The 22,575-nt window shown below is 68.9% G+C and carries 22 protein-coding genes; 12 read left to right on the top strand and 10 right to left on the bottom strand.

Features of this window, described 5'->3' with window-relative positions:
• Positions 1 to 79: 79 nt before the first annotated feature.
• The 4 genes from HHL10_RS20530 to HHL10_RS20515 all read right to left on the bottom strand — a co-directional run bounded on the left by HHL10_RS20530 (position 80) and on the right by HHL10_RS20515 (position 3,578).
• Entirely contained in the window at positions 80 to 766 is a 687-nt protein-coding gene (locus HHL10_RS20530) for a tRNA-uridine aminocarboxypropyltransferase (protein WP_169162267.1), read from the bottom strand.
• Between the two features lie 237 nt (positions 767 to 1,003).
• Positions 1,004 to 1,507 carry an endonuclease V gene (locus HHL10_RS20525; protein WP_169162266.1) on the bottom strand — a complete coding sequence of 168 codons (504 nt, stop codon included), beginning with the start codon at positions 1,505 to 1,507 and terminating at the stop codon, positions 1,004 to 1,006.
• Positions 1,508 to 1,925: 418 nt separating this feature from the next.
• Positions 1,926 to 2,267, bottom strand: coding sequence for a hypothetical protein (locus HHL10_RS20520; RefSeq protein WP_169162265.1), 342 nt, complete (start codon positions 2,265 to 2,267; stop codon positions 1,926 to 1,928).
• 135 nt (positions 2,268 to 2,402) lie between these two features.
• Positions 2,403 to 3,578, bottom strand: coding sequence for an ATP-binding protein (locus HHL10_RS20515; RefSeq protein WP_169162264.1), 1,176 nt, complete (start codon positions 3,576 to 3,578; stop codon positions 2,403 to 2,405).
• A gap of 325 nt (positions 3,579 to 3,903) precedes the next feature.
• Here HHL10_RS20515 and HHL10_RS20510 point away from each other — a divergent pair, with 325 nt between their 5' ends.
• From HHL10_RS20510 to HHL10_RS20480, 7 genes are all read left to right on the top strand, one after another.
• On the top strand, positions 3,904 to 6,852 hold the full coding sequence (locus tag HHL10_RS20510) for a Tn3 family transposase (RefSeq protein WP_169162263.1): 2,949 nt from the start codon (positions 3,904 to 3,906) through the stop codon (positions 6,850 to 6,852).
• Positions 6,853 to 7,078: 226 nt separating this feature from the next.
• Positions 7,079 to 7,234 carry a CrpP-related protein gene (locus HHL10_RS20505; RefSeq protein WP_169162262.1) on the top strand — a complete coding sequence of 52 codons (156 nt, stop codon included), beginning with the start codon at positions 7,079 to 7,081 and terminating at the stop codon, positions 7,232 to 7,234.
• Between the two features lie 399 nt (positions 7,235 to 7,633).
• Positions 7,634 to 8,110 (top strand): hypothetical protein, encoded by a 477-nt coding sequence (locus tag HHL10_RS20500; protein WP_169162261.1) that lies wholly within the window; start codon positions 7,634 to 7,636, stop codon positions 8,108 to 8,110.
• Positions 8,107 to 8,340, top strand: coding sequence for a hypothetical protein (locus HHL10_RS20495; RefSeq protein WP_169162260.1), 234 nt, complete (start codon positions 8,107 to 8,109; stop codon positions 8,338 to 8,340). The genes HHL10_RS20500 and HHL10_RS20495 overlap by 4 nt, the downstream gene beginning before the upstream one ends.
• Positions 8,341 to 8,348: 8 nt before the next feature.
• Positions 8,349 to 8,612: a hypothetical protein gene (locus tag HHL10_RS20490; protein WP_169162259.1), complete on the top strand. Its 264-nt coding sequence runs from the start codon at positions 8,349 to 8,351 to the stop codon at positions 8,610 to 8,612.
• A gap of 107 nt (positions 8,613 to 8,719) precedes the next feature.
• Complete coding sequence (locus HHL10_RS20485; RefSeq protein ID WP_169162258.1) at positions 8,720 to 9,487, top strand: S1 family peptidase; 768 nt, start codon at positions 8,720 to 8,722, stop codon at positions 9,485 to 9,487.
• Between the two features lie 318 nt (positions 9,488 to 9,805).
• On the top strand, positions 9,806 to 13,945 hold the full coding sequence (locus HHL10_RS20480) for a CheR family methyltransferase (protein WP_169162257.1): 4,140 nt from the start codon (positions 9,806 to 9,808) through the stop codon (positions 13,943 to 13,945).
• A gap of 316 nt (positions 13,946 to 14,261) precedes the next feature.
• On the opposite strand, the gene modA is transcribed toward HHL10_RS20480, so the two are convergent.
• A complete protein-coding gene (gene modA / locus HHL10_RS20475) occupies positions 14,262 to 15,032 on the bottom strand; it encodes a molybdate ABC transporter substrate-binding protein (RefSeq protein ID WP_169162256.1) in 771 nt (256 codons plus the stop codon).
• Positions 15,033 to 15,222: 190 nt separating this feature from the next.
• On the opposite strand from modA, the gene HHL10_RS20470 reads away from it, so the two are divergent.
• Entirely contained in the window at positions 15,223 to 15,762 is a 540-nt protein-coding gene (locus HHL10_RS20470; RefSeq protein ID WP_169162255.1) for a hypothetical protein, read from the top strand.
• Between the two features lie 46 nt (positions 15,763 to 15,808).
• Here HHL10_RS20470 and HHL10_RS20465 read toward each other — a convergent pair whose 3' ends face one another.
• The gene (locus HHL10_RS20465; RefSeq protein ID WP_169162254.1) at positions 15,809 to 17,119 is read right to left on the bottom strand and encodes a response regulator; all 1,311 of its coding nucleotides are present in this window, start codon (positions 17,117 to 17,119) and stop codon (positions 15,809 to 15,811) included.
• 213 nt (positions 17,120 to 17,332) lie between these two features.
• Positions 17,333 to 18,052 (bottom strand): Crp/Fnr family transcriptional regulator, encoded by a 720-nt coding sequence (locus tag HHL10_RS20460; protein WP_169162253.1) that lies wholly within the window; start codon positions 18,050 to 18,052, stop codon positions 17,333 to 17,335.
• A 291-nt stretch (positions 18,053 to 18,343) separates the two neighbouring features.
• On the opposite strand from HHL10_RS20460, the gene HHL10_RS20455 reads away from it, so the two are divergent.
• Positions 18,344 to 19,288: a complex I NDUFA9 subunit family protein gene (locus tag HHL10_RS20455; RefSeq protein WP_169162252.1), complete on the top strand. Its 945-nt coding sequence runs from the start codon at positions 18,344 to 18,346 to the stop codon at positions 19,286 to 19,288.
• Positions 19,289 to 19,325: 37 nt separating this feature from the next.
• Complete coding sequence (locus HHL10_RS20450; protein WP_169162251.1) at positions 19,326 to 20,051, top strand: Crp/Fnr family transcriptional regulator; 726 nt, start codon at positions 19,326 to 19,328, stop codon at positions 20,049 to 20,051.
• Here the strand turns inward: HHL10_RS20450 and HHL10_RS20445 are convergent.
• Together HHL10_RS20445 and HHL10_RS20440 are read right to left on the bottom strand one after the other, a co-directional pair.
• The gene (locus HHL10_RS20445) at positions 20,037 to 20,501 is read right to left on the bottom strand and encodes a hypothetical protein (protein ID WP_169162250.1); all 465 of its coding nucleotides are present in this window, start codon (positions 20,499 to 20,501) and stop codon (positions 20,037 to 20,039) included. The two genes, HHL10_RS20450 and HHL10_RS20445, sit on opposite strands and share 15 nt — an antisense overlap.
• A 104-nt stretch (positions 20,502 to 20,605) precedes the next feature.
• Entirely contained in the window at positions 20,606 to 20,761 is a 156-nt protein-coding gene (locus tag HHL10_RS20440; RefSeq protein ID WP_169162249.1) for a hypothetical protein, read from the bottom strand.
• 130 nt (positions 20,762 to 20,891) lie between these two features.
• On the opposite strand from HHL10_RS20440, the gene HHL10_RS20435 reads away from it, so the two are divergent.
• Together HHL10_RS20435 and HHL10_RS20430 are read left to right on the top strand one after the other, a co-directional pair.
• Complete coding sequence (locus HHL10_RS20435) at positions 20,892 to 21,107, top strand: hypothetical protein (protein WP_169162248.1); 216 nt, start codon at positions 20,892 to 20,894, stop codon at positions 21,105 to 21,107.
• A 140-nt stretch (positions 21,108 to 21,247) separates the two neighbouring features.
• Entirely contained in the window at positions 21,248 to 22,378 is a 1,131-nt protein-coding gene (locus tag HHL10_RS20430) for a sensor histidine kinase (protein WP_169162247.1), read from the top strand.
• A gap of 70 nt (positions 22,379 to 22,448) precedes the next feature.
• Here the strand turns inward: HHL10_RS20430 and HHL10_RS31050 are convergent, their stop codons facing one another.
• Entirely contained in the window at positions 22,449 to 22,574 is a 126-nt protein-coding gene (locus HHL10_RS31050) for a hypothetical protein (protein WP_259373272.1), read from the bottom strand.
• Between the last annotated feature and the right edge of the window lies 1 nt (position 22,575).

Here is a 22,575-nt window from a genome sequence, read left to right as displayed (position 1 = left end):
TGTGGCGGCCGGTCAGGTGGTCGTGGTCGACGGGGTCATCACCATCTATCTGGTTGTGATCAATGCCGTTCGGACAGGGTCAACGTAGGGAACACGGCTCTGCCTCGCTGAGTAGTGGCTGGAGACTCCAAGAGCCGGCGGCGGACTGCGCTTGACCCAATAACGCCTGAGGCCGCTGCCGGGCCTGCACGCCAGCGACGAAGCGGCCAAAGGCGTCAAGGAGCGGCGCGGCGTCGAAGGGCGGACCCTCCAGCATCGCCAGCGCCTGCACGGTGGCTTCAAGCGTGGAAACCTGGTCGGCCCGGCGCGCCGCGCGAATCGCGCGGTAGCGGGTCGGCGCCGGGGCGTCCAGCGACAGCCGCGGCAGCGCCACCAAGGCCGGGTGCTCAAGCAGCATCCGCAGGCTCTTGCGCCACGTCGCGTCGAGCACCACAAGCCGCAGGGGCGCCCCTGCCGTCTCCGGGGCCGGCGGTGCGGGCGCGGCCGGCACGTTCGGATAGAGCAGCCGTGTGTCCCGCCCGGGGCGATGCAGCAGTGCTTTCAACATCTCGGGCGCAAAGCGCTCGCCGACGACCACCTCGCAGTGCGCCAGGGACAGACGCAGGAGCGCCACGCTGTTTTTCGCCTGGCGCTGTTCCTGCGGGTGCTGGAGCACCAACACCTCGGTGCGATGAACAGTCGGCCGCGCCAGTGCGCACAGGCAGGTCACCTGCGGGCGCAAACAGTGCACGCAGGCCGCGCGGCGAAACGTAGGTGGAGTGTTCATGCGGGAATACTCGCACGCCAATCCCGTCCACCGTTCGCCCCGCGTTGGCCGCCGACGTCGAGGACCGAACGCCATTGGATGGAGATTGCACCGGCCTGTCCAGGCTGCATCGCCTGGCGCGGCAAGATCAATGGCCCGCTTTGCGGGCTCAGCCGACATTCGAGGTGCAAGCCATTGAACGACAGGTTGCGGCGGCTGCTGACATTGGACTTTCGGGATTGAGTGTCCGGGTTCAGCCTAAGGCAGTCCGTTGCGCGCAATTCTCGCCACCAGCTTCAACAAGGTCGGGATGCGCCGTTTGCCGTGCATGTTGCGAACTCGCACCTTCGCCGCACCGAGGTCGATGCCGACGCAGGTGACGACAAGAGGCCGCGCCTCCTCTTCCCGATACACCTCGAACTGCGCCGGCATGCCGGGCATCGATTTCGTCGAGATGCCGATGATGGCAGTTTGACCACCGAGAGCGTCGTACAGGCCTTGGCCCAGTCCAGGCGTTTCCGCCGCGTCGAGGTGGACCGGCCCGTCGATCACGATGACATCGGGTTTCAGCGCGTGTTCCTGCAGCAACTGCAGCAGACACGGCAGCTCGCGAAGGTCAGGCTTTCCGCGCGGTGGTTTGTCCACATGGGCAACGCGGGACATGAACGTTCGGGCTGCTTCGGGCGCATCCCATTCGTCGAAAGCTACGGCAGCGGCCAAGGCCTCGTCGCCGTGAAAGTGAACACAAGCCGCCAGCTTCATGGAGTTCCGTGTGTGAGCCGGTTCGTGGTTCACCGGCCTCTACATTGTTCATCCGCGCCGCGCCGACAGGCAAGATTGAGGATACAGGCGGAAATCGGATCGAAGTCTCACCCGGCACCTACGGAGCGTAGATTGCGCTTACAGCGGCCGCTCCTTGGCGAGGCCTCCTGGCCGGATACGGTCGTTGAAGCAACCATTTTCATGCAGCTGCCTCGAGTTCGCGGGATCGCTTGGACAGCCGGTTCCGATCTGGTCGGTCACGGCTGCGCTGCGGCGAGCGACGCCTGGTGCAGGCGCTGCTTGACCATGCGCAGCGCATAGCGGCGCTCCGCCGCCTCGCCGCCAAGGCGCTGCTCGCCCGGCAGGCCGAAGGCCACGCACGCCTTGAGGCCCTGCCGGTCTCAGACAGCCACGACCATCAGCCGCGCCAAGCTGACATCAGTGCGGCCAAGGCGTCCCTGTAAAGCCGGACGCGCCAGTTTCGGCGCATGTAGCGCTGTGCCTTGCCGTGAAACGCGGGCACCCGCCGCACGCCCAGCAAATAGCCGCGCACCTCCTCGTTGACAGTGACGGAGGCCAGGACGTGGCCGTGCTTGTCCGCGGCGTGAATGATGGTTCCGCGCCAGTCGTCTTCAGCAAACCAGTGCAGTGGCAGCTCAACAGGGAGCTTTGAAGTCGTCATGCGAAGCTGCGGCTGGCACATCGAGCCGGCCTGGTCGGCGAGCCGCGCCTGTGCAAAGTGCTCGATGCCAAAGCGCATGGTGCCGCGAAGGGCGATGTGCCCAACGCGGGGCCGGTCCCCTGCGGCGCAGCCGGCCGTGTTCGATGCGTACGCCGCTCTGGCGCAGCAGGTCCGTTCAACGGACGGGCAAGCCTGCATACGCGCCAAGCCGCGTCAACCGGCATTGGGCAGTGCCTGCGCCACATCCCATACCGGCAGCACGTCCACCTTCTCGGACAGTGGGTAACGCCGGGGCACCGGTGCCAGGACAAAGGCACGTTCGAGCTGCAGGTCGTCGATGGCTTGCCAGAAGCCCCGGCTGGGCTTGGGCGCCGACGAGAATTTGATCTCGACGCCGGTGCGTCGCCCCCGGTGCTCGATCACCAGGTCGATCTCGGCGCCTGCAGCCGTGCGGTAGAAGCCCAGTTGTGCATCCGCGGGCAGCTGAGTGGCCACCTGTTCGACCACGAACCCTTCCCACGAGGCGCCGGCGATGGGGTGCCCCTGCAGGTCGCGCACTGTCGCCAAGCCCAGCAGGGCGTGCAGGATGCCGCTGTCGCGCAGGTAGACCTTGGGAGACTTCACCAGGCGCTTGCCGACGTTGGCCAGAAAGGGCTCCAGGCGCCGCACCATCAGCGTGTCCACCAGCAAGTCGAGGTAGCGCGCCACGGTGGTGTGCGCGGCGCCGCCCAGGGCCACGCCGAGCTGCGACGCGTTGAAGAGCTGGCCCTGGACATGCGCGAGCATCGTCCAGAATCGCCGCAGGGTTTCCGCAGGCACGCGCACGCCCATCCCGGGCAGGTCGCGCTGCAGGAAGGTGCGGATGAAGTCCTGGCGCCACACGTAAGCGGCCTCGTCGTCTGCGGCGAGGTGGCTCAGCGGGAAGCCGCCTCGCAGCCACAGCGATTGCAGTGCGCCAAGGTCTGGCGCTGCGGCGTCCAGCACCTCGGCCACGGCCAACGGCGCCAGTTCCAGGTACGCGATCCGGCCCGCCAGCGATTCGCTCGTCTGCCGCAGCAACTCCCCCGACGCCGAGCCCAGCAGCAGGAAGCGCCCGGGCCGCCGGTCGGCGTCGATCTCGGGACGCAGCGCCGAGAACAAACCCGGCGCGAACTGCACCTCGTCAATGACCACGAACCGGTCACGATGCGCGGCCAGGAACAGCTGCGGCTGCGCCAGCGCCGCGCGGTCCGAGGCGAGCTCCATGTCCAGCACCAGTGCACCGGGCCGGTTGGCGGCGAGCTCGCGCGCCAGGGTGGTCTTGCCGACCTGGCGTGGGCCCAGCAATGCCACGGCTGGGGACAGCTCCAGGCGCCGCTGGGCCAATGCCTGCAAGTTGCGTTTTATCATCCTTGTATTTTGAGCGACTGATGCTCAATTTCCAAGGATGCAAGCGGTGCAGGATTCAGTGCGCTGGCGCACTGTCGATGATCTCGTCGAGGTCACAGGCGTTGAGCGAATCAGCTGGCGGCCAATCCATCGCAGCAACACCGAGGCCGCGCCCGCGCGTCATCACGCGCAGCTCGGGGGTCTCGTACTTTTTCGAAATTTTGGTGCGCTTTGCCCAGCGGCAGGCAGTCCCCCTGGGTCCGTACCCGCATCGAGGGCAGTCCGGTAGCGCCGGCGGCCGTTTGCTGCGTAGAGTCGACACCCCCTTCGCTGCACCGAGGCGGCCATGTCAGCGTTCGCTTACCGCTTCGTCGGACACAGCAGCCTGCCAGCCCGGCTGAGCGACTTCGATCTCGCCCATTTCTTCCAGCTCTCCAAAGACGACATCAGGTCACTGCAGGAGCAGTTCCGCGACGAGCACCGGCTGGCGGCGGCGCTGATGGTGTTGTTCATGCGGGTCGCCGGTCGGACGCTCGATGGCTTCACGGTCATCCCGCGCAACCTGCTGCGCTACGCGGCCGAGGCGGTCGGCGTCTCGGCGCCGTCCATCGCCAGCCTGAGGGCGATCTACCGGCGGCGCCAGACGCATACCGCCCACCAACGCTGGGCCAAGGACTACCTTGGCCTGTCCGAGATCACCCCGGCGGACGAAGACGAGCTGACGGTCGCGCTGAAGCTCCAGGCGCAGGATGCGGCGCACACCGATGACCTCATCGAGGCGGCCAAGCAGTGGCTGTTCGCGCGCCGCATCCTGATCCCGTCGTCGTTTCGGCTGCTGGACTGGGCCCGTGCTGCGTTTTCTCAGGTCGAGGACCAGATTGTGGCCTGCGTGTCGAGGGCTCTGCCCGGCGTTCGCGGCAAGCAGCTGATCCACGCAGTCCACACGCTGCGGCCGCCGGGGGACGCCACGCACCTTGAATGGCTGAAGACGGCGCCAAAGAAGCACAGCCCCACGACGCTGGCGCAGACTCTGGAGAAAGTCCGCTATCTGAAGTCGCTGGGCACGCACGAGTGGGACCTTTCGGACGTGGTGCTGGCCAGGCAGCAGGCCTACGCGCGCCAAATTCGGGTGCGCCGCCCGGTCAAGTCCCGCGAAATCCGTACTCGACTCCAGTTGGTCGAGCTCGTGTGCTTTCTGCGCGTGATGCTACTGGAGCTCACCGACACGGCCTTGCAGCAGGCCGGGCGGCGCAGTCAGCAGCTGCTGCGCGCCGCGGCCGAGCGCGCCCAAGCCCAGCAAGGCCACGAGGCGGTGGACCTGCTGAAGCAGGCCGTGCAGCTCAAGGGTGTGCTCCACGACGAAACGAAGGACTGGCAGCAGCGCGTGCTGGAGGCGCAGCGCCTGCTCGCCGGCATCGACGCCAGTGCCGATGCAGGGCGATCGTTCGCTTCTCGCGTGCGGGCGGCGCTGGCGCAGGACGCGCAGCGGGTGCATGCCTGCCTGGCGGTTCTGGAGGACCTGGACTTCCAGGGCCAGGCCAAGGACGCCGGCTTTCTCCAATGGCAGGCTTGGCGGGAGCTGCAGCAGCGCAGTGTCGGTAGTCTGCCCCCAGGCTCCGCGCTGCCCGACGTGGGCCCGGCGTGGAATCCGCTCGTCCATGGCACCGATCCCAAGGCGGCCTGGCGCGCCTTCGAGGCCAGCACCATGATGGCGCTGCGCAAGAGCGTGCGCCGCGGCTCGGTCTGGGTGGACCACTCGCTGAGCTTTCGCGAGCGCGACCAGATGCTCATCTCGCCGCAGCAGTGGGCGCTGCATCGCAAGGAGTACATCGCCCAGCTTGGCGTCCCGGAGACGGCCTTCGAGTTCTTGCAGCCGGTGTTGACGACCCTCATCGCCGGCATGTGGGGCGTCGTGGGCGCCTGCCGCCGCGGCAAGGTCGAGGTGGGCAAGGACGGCATGCTGCACCTGAGCGCGCTGGCTGCGATGCCCAACGACCGCGAGCCGGCACGCACCCGGGATGCCATCTACCGCAGTATCGGCAGCGTGCAGTTCCCCGACGTCATCTTGGAGGTGGATGCGGCGACTAACTTCAGCGACGTGCTGCTGGGACACCGGGCCCGTTCGCAGCAGGAACTGCTGGCCCTGTACGGCGCGCTGCTGGCCCATGGCACAGAGCTCGATGCCAGCGACGTCGCGCTCATGATCCCGGGGCTGGAATACGCCCAGGTCCTGGCGGCCATGCGGTCCATGGAATCTGCCAAGCGGCTGCGCCGGGCCAACGAACGGGTGGTGCAGTACCAGAGCGGCATCCCGCTGGCCGCGCTCTGGGGCGATGGCGACAAGGCGTCTGCCGACATGATGGCGCTCGACGCTTCGCGGCAGCTGTGGAACGCGCGCGTCGATCCACGCCGGCGCACCTACGCCGCTGGCATCTACACCCACCTGCGCGACCGGTGGGGCATCGTCTACGACCAGCCCATCGTGCTCAACGAGCGCCAGGCGGGCGTGGCCATCGAAGGTGTGGAGCAGTACAACCGCACTGAGGACCGCATCAGGTTGTCTCTGCTGGCGGTCGACACGCATGGCTTCACTGCCGTCGGGATGAGCCTCTCGAAGCTCCTTGGGTTCGACCTGTGCCCACGACTGCGCGACCTGTCGCAAAGAAAACTGTTCCTTCCCAAGCCCTTTTCGATTCCTGAAGAGCTTGAGCGCGCAACCGACAGACGGGTATCGCTGCGTGCCATCGACCGCGGCTGGGATGGACTGCTGCGCTTGGCCGCGTCCATCCGCACCGGCCGGGTGTCGGCGGCGCTGGCGCTTCAGCGTTTCGGCTCCGCGGCGCGAGGCGATCCGGTCCACCGCGCGGCCGACCATCTGGGGCGGCTGCTGCGCTCGATCTACCTGTGCGACTATCTGGCGGTGGACGACTTCCGGCGCGAAATTCACACCCTGCTGGACCGTGGCGAATCCGTCCACCAGTTGCAGCGCGCTGTCTACAGCGGCAAGGTGGCGACCGAACGCGGCCGGCGCCCTGACGAGATGCAGACGATCTCCGGGTCGCATGCGCTCCTGACCAACATCGTCCTCGCCTACAACACGGGCAAGATGCACGAAACTGTGGAACGGCTGCGCAGCGGCAGCGTGCGCATCGAGGACGACTGGCTGCGCCGGATGGGTCCAGCCCACTTCGGGCACATCAACTTCCGGGGCACGATGCATTTTGGCATCGACCGCTTCGCACAAGCACTGCTCGACGAGCAGTCGGGCCCGGCGCGCCAGATGCGATTGGTCTGATGCACTGCTGCTCGCGTACACGTCCAGGGGTCGCCTTGCCTGGGCGGCAATCTCACTACAGGCCCGGGGGATAGTGTGCCGGCAGGGGGGCAGGAGTACCCTGACTTGAGGCATTCACCGCCCGCCTGGGTTTGCAAGGGTCATTCCTGGCCGAAGCCACGCGTCATTTCGATCGTCACGATCGACCCCCCTCTCACGGTCCAGCGGGCCGCGCAAGGCAAAGGCCATGGACATCCTTCGCGAATCGGCGCTGGAGCGCGAAGGCGCACAGGCGGCAGCCCGTGGACAGCACTGGCGCTCCAACCCCTTTCTTCTCAAGGACAACATGCCCCAGGCCTCGGGCGAGTCGCTTGGCGCCTGGTCGCGTTGGCACGACGCCTAGCAAAGGGGTTTTGAAGGGTATTTTCAACAGGGCCCGGAGTTTGCGCGCCAGCGCCAGGAAAAACTCAGCGCGGATCTGCTCAAGACGATGGCAGGGCGCTCGCTGCGGTGGCTGCCAGGCCTACGCAATTTCACGGCCAAGCACAAGCGGCCTGGTCTCGTACAGGGCCTCACGTCGTCCACAACGCATGACCGTGACCATCAGGGCCATGAGTGGGACCTGGAGGACCATGAACGCAGCAGGGCGGGGACCACGCGGATCGACGCGCAACTGCGCGCCATCGTCCAGCGGCTGCGTGGCCCACACGGCATGCCGTCAACGGCCGAGGCGGCGGCCCTGTCGAACGGCAGGGGCTGCCCATCACCGCGGGGCAGCATCCATGCCCCTTGTCTGACCGCCATGAGCAGTCCGGCCGGTGAGAGTCGGCACCCAGCGCAAACGCATGCCGCATCGGCGCCGCTGCAACCTGGACCGGCACCGCTGGAAGCCCCCGGTGCCACGGACCTGCACGGCGCGCACCTGGCATCGCAGGAGGAGCCGCTCAGAAGGGAGCTCGGCATCCGCCGCATCGGTTGGCGCTACGAGTACCGGGGCTACCGCTATGACCGGCTCGCCGATGCCGTGGCCTACGCGAAGTTGGACCGGGTTGAACCTCGTGGCGAAGCGATCCGGGAACGCAGCCTGCTCGCCGATGAACCACCAACCATGCCGTCCAGTGAGGACCGCAAGCTGATGGACACCTGGGACATCGGCTTCGACGCCGGCATCTACACCTTCCAGAACTATCGGTACGAGCGCCTGTGCGATGCCGTGGCCTACGCCAGGCTGCTGGCAAGCCGCTGTGGCACCTCGACGCTTCAGGAGCACCAACCATGACGACGAATTCCCATGAACGACCTCCGTCGCGCCGAGAGGCGTTGCGCGATGGCCTGCAACTGACGGCAAGCCTGCTCAAGCGCCGACTCGCTTGTGACATTCCCGCCGGCTACATCGATGACTATCTGGCGCTGGACTGGCTGGAATGGAGGGGCGGCACGCTGCGCCTGACGATCACCGGCGAAAACATCTGCCGGCATTTCGAGTCCCTCCCCCGACGCCGCGCGTAAGGCAAGCGATGACCAAGCCCCAACTCCCCGCCCAGGCGCTGCGCACGGAGGTCGAGCAGCGGCTGCGTCTGGTGCCGATCCTGCGGGCGGCCCTGGAGCAAGACGCCGCCTTTGATCTGTGCGTCGGATCGCCTTGGCTCCATGAGCGTGACGGGCGAGGGCGCAACTGGAACATCAGCGGATTCCGCTCCGGCTTCGTCTTCTGGCCGCAGTGCCAGGAAGAGTTTCGGGTCATCGTGGACCGGCTGCGCGCGCACTACGACATCAGCTGAAGCAGCGAAGGCATTCGAGCTCACGCAGGGGACGTTGCGCCTGCAGCGCTTGAAGCATCCGGCCTCTGCCACAACGGCTGTTGCCGCCGCCCACGAGGAGCGCGTCCATGACCCACGGCACCACGAAACCGCCCGAACCCATCCTGCTCTCGGCGGCCCGCATCAGCACCTTCGACGGGCAGCGAGCGCTGACCGGGGCCAGCGGCTTCTTCTTCGAGCGCGATGGCCGGCTGTACCTGGTGACGAGCCGGCACGTGCTCCTTGACGAGCCCAGCCGGCACTTTCCCGACCGCATCGAGATCGAGCTGCACACCGACGCGGACAACCTTGCCGTCTCCACCGGGCTGTCCATGCTGCTGTACCGGGAGGGCAAGAGCGTGTGGCGCGACGGCATCGACAGCGGTGGCGAGATCGATGTCGCCGTCCTGGAGATCGACCGCACCGCGCTGCCCGGGCAATGCGTGCTGCAAGCCTACACGCCGGCGCATCTGCCCGCGGCACACGACGACATCGAAGTCGGCGCTGCGCTGCTGGTCGTCGGCTTCCCCTTGGGCTTCCATGATCTGTTGCATCACCTGCCGGTGGTGCGCCAGGCCGTGATCGCCTCCTCCTATGGGCTGCGCTTTCAGGGCCAGGGCTATTTCCTGACGGACGCGCGCACCCACCGCGGCACCAGTGGCGCGCCGGTGCTCATGCGCGACACCACCGCCACTGCAGCCAACCAGGCCCTGCCGTGGAAGCTGCTGGGCGTGCACTCGTCACGCATGGACATGGCCAGCCGCGACCAGGCGCTGGACGAGGCGCTGGGGCTGAACTGCGCCTGGTATGCCGACATCCTGCTGACGCTGACCGGCCCTCGACCCGCCCGGGACTGACCCGTCCCGCGAGCGGCGTCCAGTTGCCCGACCCCGACCGCAACCTCAGTGGGTTGGAGCGGCAGGGCCGCCCGGGAGATTCCCGTGCCGTCGCGCGGGATGCCGGCGTCGTCCCGCGTGCCACCCGGGCGTGCCGTTATCCGTCTGGGTCGTGCGGCACAGGACTTGCCGCTTACGCAGGGCCGAGCCATCGGCGTCCGGTTTGACAGGCCAACGCGACAAGCCTGTACGGCTGATTTCCGAGCCGGAAGGCGCACCTGCTGGATTTGTCCGGTTCCGAAGAACCAGGTGTTGGTGAATCCCGCCATGGAGCGCGCCATGTCTTTTGCACCTGCACACCAAGATTCACTCGACGCCGGGAAGCCAGCGCCGCGCAAGGCCGTCCTGCCGTTTCCCGTGGTGGGTATCGGCGGCTCGGCTGGTGGCCTGGCGGCCACGCTGCGCCTGTTCGAGCACATGCCCGGCGCCCCGGGCATGGCCTTTGTCGTCGTGCTGCACCTTTCGCCCGAGCACGAGAGCAGCGCCGCGGCGATCCTGCAGCGCAGCACGCGCATGCCCGTGCAGCAGGTCACGCAGCGTCTGCGCCTCGAGCAGGACCAGGTCTACGTCATCGCGCCGGGGATGCAACTGTCCCTGGATGACGGCCACCTCGATGTCCAGGTGCTGGAGCGCCAGGGCAGCCCGCCGTTTTCCATCGATAGCTTCTTCCGCAGCCTGGCACAGGCCCAGGGTGCACGTGCCATCGCTGTCGTGCTCTCCGGCATGGGCAGCGATGGCGCCATGGGGCTCAGAGACGTGAGGGCCGCGGGCGGTGTGACCCTGGCGCAGGCGCCGCAGGATGCCGAGTTCGACGGCATGCCCCTGGCGGCAATCACGACGCAGCGCGTGGACTTCGTGCTGCCCGCGGCCGAGATGGCCGACAAGCTCATCGCGCTGACGCAGAACGCCCGCTGCATCGAGTTGCCCGGCGCCCGCGCTGCAGGTTTACCGGCCACGAAGCCCGCGGCCGGGCAGACCTCGGCCCAGGCCGAAGCGGCGTTGCAGGCGGTGATGGCGCTGCTGCACTCGCGCACCGGCCACAGCTTCCAGCACTACAAGCGCGGCACCGTGCTGCGCCGCCTGGAGCGGCGCATGCAGGTCACGCGCCAGCCCAGCCTGGGCGCCTACCGCGACTACCTGGAGGGCCATCCCGAGGAAACCGGGGCGCTGCTGCAGGACATGCTCATCAGCGTCACCAGTTTTTTCCGCGACCGCGTCGCCTTCGAGGCGCTGGAGCGCGAGCTGGTGAACGGGCTGCTCTCGCGCCGGCCGGCGCCGAGCCGGCTGCGGGTCTGGAGCGTGGGCTGCGCCACGGGCGAGGAGGCCTATTCACTGGCCATGCTGCTGGGCGACCACGCGCCGCAGAGCCTGCCCGGGGGCCTCCAGGTCTTTGCCTCCGACATCGACGAGCGCGCGCTGGCCGTGGCCCGCGCGGCGGTCTATCCGCAAGGCATCGCCGCCGACGTGCCGTCCATGCGGCTGCGGCAGTACTTCCAGAAGGAAGGGGATGCCTACCGGGTCAGGAAGGAGCTGCGCGAGCAGGTCACGTTCGCGCTGCACAACGTGCTGCGCGACCCGCCCTTTTCCCGCCTGGACGTCATCAGCTGCCGCAACCTGCTCATCTATCTGGAGCGCGAGGCGCAGCAGCGCGTGCTGGAGATCTTCCACTTCGCGCTCAATCCCGGCGGGGTGCTGTTCCTGGGCAGCGCCGAGTCGGCCGATGCGCTGCCGCAGCTGTTCACGCCCATTGACAAGAAGCAGCTGGTCTATAAAGCCAACCCCAACCCGGCACAGCGGGCTCGGCGCGAGTTGCTGCCGCTGCTGCCCGACGCCCTGCGGGTGATCTCACCACCGGCGCCCGTGCAGGCGCATCCGGTCGCGCCGCTGGCGCACTTGCACGAGCGCGTGCTGTACGAGCAAGCACCGGCGAGCGTGCTGGTGGACGCGCAGTACAAGGTCCTGCACACCGGCACGGGCACCGCGTGCTACCTGTGTTGCGCCAATGACGTGCCGTCGCAACTGCTGCTGGAGATGGTGCGGCCCGAGCTGGTGCCGGTGCTGCGTCCGGCGCTGCTGCATGCCGCGCACACCGGCCACCGCGTGGCGGCGGCGCCGGTGCGCCTGCGGCTGGACCAGGCCGAGGTGCTGCTGCACATCAGCGTGCGCCCGGGCACCGGCGAGGGCTTCAAGGGAAAGACCTTCCTGGTGACCTTCGACGAGTTCGACGACAGCCTGGCACTGACGCCGGGCTCGGACGCCGCCGCCCGGGATCCCACACGCCCCGTGCTGGAGGAGGAGCTGCGCCGCCTGCAGGCGCGGCTGCAGGGCAGCCTGGGCGTCTGCGCCACCTCCGACGAGCAGCTGCGCGCGGCCAACGAGGAGCTGCAGTCGCTCAACGAGGCGCTGCGCTGCGTGGCCGAAGATGTCGAGACCAGCAAGGAGGAGCTGCAGTCCGCCAACGAGGAGCTCATCACGGTCAACTTCGAGCTCAAGCGCAAGGTCGATGAGCTCACCCGGGTCAACGACGACCTGAGCAACCTCATCGCTTCCATCGACATCGCCACCGTGTTCGTGGACCGTGCCCTGCGCATCAAGCGATTCACGCCTCAGGCGAGCGGAATTTTCAGCCTCCTGGCCAACGACGTTGGCCGCTCGCTGCTCGACATCACGCACTGCCTGGAGTACGACACCCTGCGTGAGGACATGGTCCGGGTGTTCGAGAGGCTGCAGCCCCTGGCGCAGGAGGTGCGCAGTCGGGATGGGCACTGGTACCTGATGCGCATCTCGCCGTACCGCACCAACGAGGACCGCATCGAGGGCGTGGTGCTCAATTTCATCGACGTGAGCGAGCGGCGCCAGGCGCAGGAACAGCTTCGCGCGCGTGAGGAGCGGCTGCGCCTGGTGGCCGAGAGCACCCGGGACTTCGCCATCCTGACCTGCGATGCTGAAGGCCGCATCACGACCTGGAACCACGGCGCCGAGCGGCTGTTCGGTTGGAGCGAAGCCGAGGCCCTGGGGCAGTCGCTGGACATGACCTTCACGCCCGAGGATGTGGAAGCTGGCGTGCCCGGACAGGAGCGCGGGCGTGCGCGCGACACCGGGCGCAGCGAGGACGAGCGCTGGCACTGGCGCAAGGACGGCAGCCGCTTCTTCTGCAGCGGCGTCACCACGGCCTTTCACGACGGCAGCACTCAGGGCTTTGCCAAGATCGCGCGCGATTTCACCGAGCGCCGGCTGCTGGACAAGCAGCGCGAGCAGGTGCTGCAGGCCAAGCAGCAGGTGGGCAGCCAGCTCGAAGCCGCCACGGCCCTGCGCAGCGAATTCCTGGCCATCCTGTCGCACGAGCTGAAAAACCCGCTCAACCTGATCCTGATGAGCACCGAGCTGCTCAGCCGCTCGGTGCCGGCATTGGCCAGGCCGCCGGCTTCACGGGCCATCGACACCATCCGCCGCACCGTGCACGCGCAATCGCAGATCATCGACGACCTGCTCGACCTCTCGCGCATCAACACCGGCAAGCTCTCGCTCACCCGCACCGCGGTGCAGGGCCGCACCGACATCGAAAGCATCGTGGAAGCGCTGCGCCCCGAGGCGCGGGCCCGGCAGGTCGAGATGGCCGTCGAAGTCGAGGACCTGGTGCTTCATGCCGACAGCGTGCGCCTGCAGCAGATCGTCTGGAACCTGGTGAGCAACGCGCTGAAGTTCACGCCGCCCGGCGGCCGTGTCGCGGTGCGGCTTGTGCGCGACGAGGCCTGCGCGCGGCTGGAGGTGAGCGACACCGGGTGTGGCATCGAGCCGTCGCTGCTGGAACGGGTGTTCGACATGTTCGTGCAGGGTGACGGCGCGCCTACGACCCGGTGCGAGGGCGGCCTGGGCATCGGGCTGGCGTTGGTCAAGCAGCTGGCCGAGCTGCACGGTGGACGGGTCCAGGCGCAGTCGCCCGGCCCGGGCCGGGGCGCCACCTTCTCGGTGTGGATGCCGCTGCACGAATGCAGCCTGGACAGCGAAGCAGCACAGCCCGCCAGTGCCAGCCCGCTGTCAGGCCGATGCGTGCTCCTGGTCGAGGACAACCCGGACACGCTGGAGTCGCTGCAAATGCTGCTGGAGCTTCAGGGCGCACGGGTCACGCCGGCGGTGAGCGCCGCCGTCGCGCTGCAAGAGGCCGCGGAGAATGACTTCGACCTCCTGGTCTCCGACATCGCCATGCCGGGCATGGATGGCTTGCAGCTGATCGCGGAGCTGCGCCGCCGGCCCCGCAGCGCGCGCTGGCCCGCCATTGCCGTGACCGGATTCGCCGGCGAGGCCGACGCGCAGCGCGCCCGGGCGGCGGGCTTTGACGCGCATCTGGGCAAACCGCTGTCGCTGGAAGCGTTGAGCGAGGCTTTCGAGCGGATCAATGGCAAGGGCATACCGGGTTGAAGCGCCTGCGGGAGCAGGCTGCAGCGTTTGGTGCCTGGCATGGGGACAACTGTTCTTGTTCAGCTTGGCCTTATCCCGATTCCAACCCCGAGCCCGTCTCGTGTTGGCGGCAACTGGACGTGGTATCGCTGCTGAAGGATCGGAACGCCTTCGCAAGTACACCGGGGTTGGCGCGGGATACGTGGACTTCAACCCGTGGGACGATGGTGATTCGATGCCGACGAGGACACGATCATCGGCGCGCGGCACCGCACGCAGATCGCCGCCGCCGGCTCGGCTGCACAAGGGCACCCTTGCGCACGCTACTGCTTGCTGCTCATGGCTCTCCAAAGCCGAAGCGCCTGAACACGGCACGTGCCGCGTCGCCGTGAAGGTAGGCGACGAACTCGCGCGCCAGCACGGGGTTCGTGCTGGCGGCCACGACGGTAGCCGCATGGTGGATGGGCGTGGCGGTCGAGAGTGTCTCCACCACGCGCACGCGGCCTGCCGCCGCGGCCGCGTCCGAGGCGTAGACGAATCCGGCCTGCGCATCGGCGCCGGCCACCAGGCTCACCACGTCGCGCACGTCGTCCACGATCACCACCTTGCGTTGCAGTGAAGACCACAGGCGCTGCGCGTTGATCGCCTCGCGGGCGTAACGCCCGGCCGGCATGCTGGTGGGGCGGCCCATGGCGATGCGCACGATTTCGGGCCGGGCCAGGTCCGACACCCGCTGCACCGGCACCTGCCGCGATGCGGGCACCACCAGCACCAGTGTGTTGGTGGCGAAGCTGCTGCGCGGCTCGGGCAGCAGCAGCCGCCGCTGCTCGCCCCGCTCCATCGTGGGCACGTCGACCCCGGCCAGCACGTCGGCCACCAGGCCTTGGGATATCCGCTCCAGCAGCTCGCCCGAGGAGCCGGCCTCCAGGAGCACGCGGACACCCCTGCGGCCCGCCTCGAAGTCGCGCGCCACGGCGGCCATGGCTTCGCCGAAGCTGCTGTCGATGGCCACCGTGAGGTCTTGCGCCAGCGACGGCAAAGCCGTCGCGACCGTCGCCAAGACCGCGAGGGCCCAGCGTGCCAGCAGGTGTGCAAGGGTGCGTCGCATGCGGTGCAGGGTACGGCAGTGGCGCGGATGACGCTGGCGCTTGCGGCATCTTCCTCAGCCCTTTGGGATGTGCGCGGGTGTGCCGGGCGGGCGTGGCCGCAATGCATCGCTGCTTCGAAACGGGCCGATGCGTGCGTCAGTGCACAGACCCGGCAGCGGCTACGACGGATCGTGTCCGCGTAAGCCCGCCATGCAGGCCGTCACGCCGTTGCGCTTCGTCGCCTCTGCAGGCGGCGGTCCCTGGCCCGAACGCTTGAAATCCAAGGAAAGCGAAATGAGCAATTCGGTCGACAGGTCAACAACGAGCCACAACAGCTCCGATCCCATCTCCGGTGATGCCGGCGTCGAGAAAGCCGGCCCCGTGCAGGCCACTGGCGACGCCGGCCGTGGGCCTGCCGGCTCCGAGCAGGAGCAGCTGATGCTGGCGTATGGGATCTGTCTTGACGGTTGCAGGTATTGCTTCGGCAACTACTGCTCCGTCCGCTTGCAGGATGCCATCACCTATGCGCGCCTGGTTGCCAGGCGCGCGCTCTATACATCGGATGGAACCAGGCTGACGCGCCGGGCAAGCAGCGGCGGTGTGCAGCCGCCAGGCGATTTGGACCGGGCTCTCATGGCGTCACTCGGCGTGTCGTTCGACGACGGGCGCTACCTGTTCGAAGGCTCACGCTACAGCCGTCTTGCAGATGCCGTGGCCTTCGCCCGGTTGCGCCGGGTGCACATGTACTAGGCATTGAACATCCGAGGTGCCACACGCCTGCCCGGCTGGACCGACGTCAAGGCGGCAGGTGACCATCCCGGTGCAACGGCTGCATGGGCAGGACACGGTGTATCTCGGCGTTGAGCGCCTGCACGTCCAGTGGCTTTTCCAGGTAGCCATCCATGCCCGCGGCCAGGCAGTCCTGCCGCCCCTGCACCGAGTGCATAGCGGTGGCGGCCACGATGGGAAAGGGCGGCACCATGCCTTGGCGCTGCAGCGAGCGCAATTGCCGTGTCGCTTCCAGGCCGTCGAGCCGGGGCATGTGCACGTCCATCAGTACCAGGTCCGGTGGCCGCGTGCGGCAGCAGTCGATGGCCTGCAGGCCGTCCGCCGCAAGCTCCACCTCGCAGCCGAGCAATTCCAACAGGCCGCGCATGACCAACTGGTTGACGGGATGGTCGTCCACTGCCAGGACACGGCGCATGGCCTGGCCGTAGCGAGGCACCGGGGAGGTCTGGCGCGACAGGGCCGTCGACCAGCACGGATCGACATGACGGGCAAGCGCATCGATCTCCGCCCGGCTCAAGGGCAGCACGCGCACGTCCACCTGGGTCGAGCCGCGGGCCTGCAGGGCTGGGGAGCCGTTGACCACGGCCAGCAGCCTCCAGGTCGCCGGCGAAAGCTGCGTGAGCCGTTCCAGGCCCGCCAGTGTCGTGCGCGCCGACTCGGCCACCAGCAGCAGCATCGGCGGGCCGGCCGGTGGCGCCGCATCGAGCAGGGCCTGTGCTTCGTGCAGCGACCGCAGCAGGGTCACGTGCCAGCCTTGGCGCCTGAGCCTGTAATCGACCGAATCGAGCCCGCCGGGCGTGTCCGTGACCAGCCAGGCCCTGGCGCCGTCCGCCTGCGCGGGCGCGGGCTCGTCGATCAAGCGGGCGCTCAATGCGGCCTGCCACGTGATCGCAAGCCCCTTGCCCTGAACCTTGTGCAGGCTCAGCGCCACGTCGGCGGCCGGCTGAGTCGCCAACGACTCCCGCCAGGCCAGGTGCATGTCCGGCCCGGCCACATCGACGCCACCCATGCCGTGCCGATGCAGCACGCGAGCCAAGGCGTCGTCCGGCGCCAGGAGTCCAGTGCCCGCGGCGGTCGCCGTGACGAGCCAGCGGCCGGTGCCGGCAACGGCCGCTTCGGCGCTGAGCGTGACGAATCCCTGCTCCATCGACTCCGTCAGCGTGAGCAGCAGGCGGTGCATGGCCGAGCGCATGAGATCGCCGTCGATGGCGAGGTCGATGTTGGGGCCGCGGTAGTCGAAGAAGGACACCAGGCCCCTCGCGCGAGCCAGGGGCCGGACCTGTCGCACGCTTTCGGTGAACAACTCGGAAAAATCCATCAGCCTGCCTCTTTGCCCTTCACCAGCGGAGCGCGGACCCCTGTGCCGAACCCGGCGGGGATGGCACGGTGCTGCAGGCACGCGGTGCGGTGCTCGACGCAGGCGCCCTGGTGCGAATGCGGCCACCATGTCCGTTCGCGCCCATCTCGTCTGTGCGCCGCCGCACCCAAAGGTCAAGCAGGGCCTCCTGGCGGAGGCCGGCCCGGCAGGGTGCTATTGCGCCGTGATGGCAGGCAGCAGCCGGTCGTACTCCTTGCGGACCACGGCATAGCACTCGCAAGTCCGGCGCTCCAGGCCGGCCCGGTCCAGCACCGTGATGCGGCCGCGCCGGTAGCGGATCAGGCCCTCGCGCTGCAGCGCTCCCGCGGCCTCGGTCACGCCCTCGCGGCGCACGCCCAGCATGTTGGCGATCAGTTCCTGCGTCATCGCCAGCTCCGCCCCCTGCAGCCGGTCCAGGCTCAGCAGCAGCCAGCGGCACAGCTGCTGGTCCAGCGAATGGTGGCGGTTGCACACGGCGGTCTGGGCCATCTGCGTGATCAGCGCCTGGGTGTAGCGCAACAGCAGGTGCAGCACCGGGGCCGAGTGCTCGAACTCCTGCTTGAGCCACTGCCCGCGCAGCCGAAAGCCGCGCCCGGCGCTCTGGACCACGGCCCGGCTCGGGGTCGTTTCGCCGCCCATGAAGACCGATACGCCGACGATGCCTTCATTGCCGACGACCGCGATCTCCGCCGACGCGCCGTCCTCCATCACGTACAGCAGGGACACGATGGACGTGCAGGGAAAGTACACGTCGGTCATTGCGACACCGGACTCGTACAGCGCAGCGCCCAGCGGCATGTCCACCGGCTCCAGCGCCGATTGCCAGCGTGCCAGGTGGTCCGGCGGCAAGGCCGCCAGCAGGTGGTTCTGTCGGGGATCGAGGTCAAGACTCATGGACGGCTCCGGCCAGCGACGGCTCGCCGCTGCGCATTCCAGTCGGCAGGACCGGGTTGGCTTCAAGTATAGGAAGCCGCAGAACGACGGTACGCCAGCGCACCAAGGGCCGGCCATGTGCGCCATCGCACCGACGCGCCGTCCCGCAGGGCTTAGCGTCAAGGCACACGATGTGACCAAGGGAACCGCCATGACACACCAGCACGCGAGTGTCGCGAGATGCGCCCGCAGCACCCGCACCGAGGCCCAGCGGCAGGCCTGGCCGAACCCGGCCGAACCGAGGAGCCCGCCATGCAACGCGTGCTGATGCTCGGGGGCACCGGCTTCGTCGGCCGGGCGCTGTGCGCGCGCATGGCCGAGATGCATCCCGAGACTTGCGTGCGCGTGCTCACGCGCCATGTCTCGCATGCGCGTGCCCTGATGGCGCTGCCCCAGGTCGAGCTGGAGGGAGGCGACGTGCACGACGAGGCGCAGCTCGCGCGCTGGCTGGGCGACTGCGACGCGGTGGTGAACCTCGTCGGCATCCTGCACGGCAGCGAGGCCCGCTTTCGCCACGTCCACGCCGAGCTGCCGCGCAAGCTGGCGGCCGCCTGCAAGCGGACGGGCGTGCGCCGCATCGTGCACGTCAGCGCCCTGGGCGCCGCCGCGAACGCGCCCTCGCACTACCTGCGCTCCAAGGCCGCGGGCGAGGCGGCGCTGCGGGCCCCCGGCCTGGACGTGACCATCATCCGACCCTCGGTGATGTTCGGCGAGGAGGACCACTTCCTGAACCTGTTCGCCCGGCTGCAGCGCTGGGTGCCGTTGGTGCCGCTGGCGGGCGCGCAGGCCCGCTTCCAACCGGTGTGGGTGCAGGACGTGGCGCTGGCGCTGGTGCGTTGCCTGGAGGACGGCGCCACCGCGGGACACACCTTCGAGGCCGCCGGGCCGGCGGTCTACTCGCTGGCCGAGCTGGTGCAGCTGGCCGGGCGCTGCGCGGGCCACGAGCGGCTGGTGCTCGGGCTGCCGGCGGGCCTGGGCCGGCTGCAGGCGGCCGTGATGCGGCTGCTGCCGGGCGAGCCGCTGATGTCGGCCGACAACCTGGACTCGATGAGGGTGGACAACGTCGCCACCGGCACGCTCCCGGGCCTGGATGCCCTGGGTATCCACGCGGCCTCGCCCGCCGGCGTGGCGCCGGAGTACCTGCGTCCCGCCTATGACTGCAGCCGCCTGGACGCCATGCGCGCGCACCGGGGGTGAGGAAGGCCGGATCGCGGCACACACGAGGGAGCGCGGCATGGCCGACGTGGAGAACCTGCTGATCGAGCGCCTTCCGCAGCGCGAGCGGGTGCGCTTGCTGGCCCTGTGCGAGCTGGTGCAGCTGCAGCCCGGGACCCGGCTGTGCGAGCCCGGCGAAGCGGCGCGGCACGTCTACTTTCCGCTCGACGGCTTCGTTGCGCTGGTGACGACCCTCGATGGCCACCGGGCGCTCGGTGTCGGCATGGTGGGCCGCGAGGGCATGGTCGGGGCGCCGCTGGGCATCGGCTCGGCCGCCACGCCGCTGCATGCGCTGGTGCAGGGCCGCGGGGCCGCGCGGCGCATGCAGGCAAGCCGGTTCCGCCGCGAGCTGGCGCTGGGCAAGGCGCTCCAGCTGGCGCTGGACCGCTACGTGCACATCATGCTGGCGCAGCTGGCAACGGCGGCCGCGTGCACGCATTTCCACCTCGTGAGCCCGCGGCTGGCCCGCTGGCTGCTGATGAGCGCGGACCGCGCGCATGCCAACAGCTTCCACCTCACGCACGAGCTGCTGGCGTACATGCTGGGCGTGCGGCGCGCGGGCATCACCTACGCCGCGCGCGAGCTGCAGCAGCGCGCGCTGATCCGCTATCACCGCGGCGAGATCCACGTGCTGGACCGGCCGGGCCTGGAGGCGGCCGCCTGCGGCTGCTATGCGGCCGACCGGCTCGTCTACGACACGCTGCTGGGCGTGAGCCGACCCGGCGCCGCGTCAGGTCTCGCGTGAGTGGCGCAGCCGGGCATAGGCCACCGCATCGGCCAGGCGGTCGTAGTGGAAGCCCTCGTACACGTACTGGCCGTCCTCGAAGGACACGCCCAGGGATTGCATGAGGGCGGTTTCCGAGCCTGTGGGCGGCCTGGCCTCGTCATCGAAGGAGCGGTCGGGCAGGTTGTCCTCGGGCAGCATGCGCGAGGCTCGCGTGCCCACCAGGCGCGCATAAGCCACGGCATCCTCCAGGCGGACATAGCGGTAGCCGCGAAAGTGGTAGTGGCGCCCCTCGTGGCGAATGCCCAGCGCCGCCATCAGGCGCGCCTGCTCTTCCTGCCCGGCGTCGCCTGTCTCTCCAACGGGCTCGCTGCGGATGTCCACGTGGCCGCCTTCGGAGGTGAAGACGTCCTGGGCGGCAGCTTCGGGGCTGGCAGCGGCCGGCGCCGAACGATCGATTGAAGTGCTCATGCGGCTGTTCTCCCAGAGCGGCATGAGCCATGTCCCCATGCCGCGGATGCGCACGGTGCGGCTCATGGCCCGGCTGCCCGGTGAAGAGAGGCGCCGGCCATGGGTCAGTGCGCCGGTTCGTGGAGGGCCGCACGGGCGGCTTGCGCCGGTGCCGTGGCGACGGCCCACAACGCCACGGCCCAATCCGGAAGGCCGAAGACCATGAGCAAGGCCTCCAGGCCCGCGAGGATCGACACGCTGAACCGCGTGAGGGCATTCATGGTCCGCCTTCATGGACTGTCCGAGTGGACACCATGCTCCGTTGCGATGCCGCGATCTGTGCGCTGGTGCACAGACCGCGCGTGCAGGCCGGATTCAAGCTGTAGGCAACCACCTTTTTTGGGATTCGCCATGAAGCTCATGCACGACACCAACCCGCCGGAAGCCCGGGGGCCCGGGTTACAGAGCGGCGCGGTGGCGCTGGCACGGCGCGCCATCGGGCGCATGGGGCTGGCGCTGGCAGGTGCGACCCGTGCAGCACGGGGCACGGGCGTGTCGCCCGGCCTTGCACGCCGCACCGACGCGCCGCCGTTCGCCGACACCGAGGCGAGCTGGCACCACCTTTGATTCGGGCGTCCGCCCTCGCTGTGCTGGCCCCGTGCGCACCGTCATCCACGCCACACCGAATGAATGGAGCCGCAATGCTGCAGCAATGGGTCGCCGCTCGCCCCGGCAACGCGCGGGCTGAGCCGTCATTGAAGCCCGTGATGCGTCTTGCCGACTTCATCGAGCAGCACATGCCCGTGATCCTGGCGTCGTGGGAATCCTTCGCCGCCTCGCTGCTGCCCGCGGCCGCCAGTGCCAGCAAGGCGACGTTGCGTGACCATTCCGAGCAGATCCTGCAGGCCATCGTGCAGGACCTCAGGACGGTGCAGAGCCCGCAGCAGCAGGCGACCAAGGCCCGGCGGCAGGCGCACCCGCCCGCCGGCGCCGGGCACACGGCGGCGCAGACCCATGCCGTGCTCCGTGCAACGAGCGGGTTCACGATGCAGCAGATGGTCGCCGAGTACCGTGCCTTGCGCACGGGCGTTCTGCAGCGCTGGTTCGACGCCCATGAGCGGGGCCCCGAGTCCGAGGCGGACGTCACCCGGTTCAACGAGGCGATCGACCAGGCCATCACCGAATCGGTCGAGTTCTTCTCCCGGGAAGTCGAGCGCTGGCGCGACGTGCTCCTGGCCGTGCTGGGCCATGACCTGCGTGGCCCGCTCAACGCGATGCTGCTGTCGGCGCGGCTCATCGCCGCACTGGGCGACGGCACGCCGGTGAGCGAGCCCACGGCCCGGCTGCTGCGCAGCGGCGAGCGCATGAAGCAGCTGCTCGACGATCTGCTCGACTACAGCCGCACGGCACTCGACGTGGGCATCGCGATTCGGCCCGCGCCCATCGACCTGGCGGCCGTGTGCCGGGAGGAGATCGAGGTGCAGCAGGCGGCGCTGCCGAATTGCCGCATCGAGCTGGAGGTGGAGGGCGCAACCGGGGGCTGCTGGGATGCCTCGCGCATGAGGCAGATCGTGAGCAACCTGCTCGCCAACGCCGCGCGGTACGGCGATCCGGGAGGGCCGGTGAAGGTGACCGTCAACGGCCGGGAGGCCAGGCTGAGGCTGTGCGTGGAGAACCCGGGGCCGACGATCCCCAGGGAAACCATCGAGCTGCTCTTCGAGCCGCTGCGGCGGGGTGCAAGCAGCGCCGCCAGCCCCGAGGGCACCAGCATGGGACTGGGCCTGTTCATCGTGCGGCAGGTGGCGCAGGCCCATGGCGGCTCGGTCGAGGTGGACTCGGCCAACGGCAGGACGATCTTCACGGTCGTGCTGCCCAGGGGACCGTATCGGGCCGTTTGAGGCGGTCGGCGGCTGCGGGACGGTTGGCAGCCTTTGCGCGAGCAGCCGCCGGGCCCGGGCGCCGCGCGGGCTACTTGCGCTTGGGGCGCATGGGCAGCGCCGCCGTCACGCCGGACGAAGCCGACACGGGCACGGGCGGCGGACGCTCCTGCTTGGGCTTCTTCGGTTCCTTGTTGCCGCGTTGTCGCTTGGACATG

The organism is Azohydromonas caseinilytica, assembly GCF_012927045.1.
GTDB lineage: Bacteria > Pseudomonadota > Gammaproteobacteria > Burkholderiales > Burkholderiaceae_C > Azohydromonas > Azohydromonas caseinilytica.
This window is presented reverse-complemented; position numbering and strand designations above follow the sequence as displayed.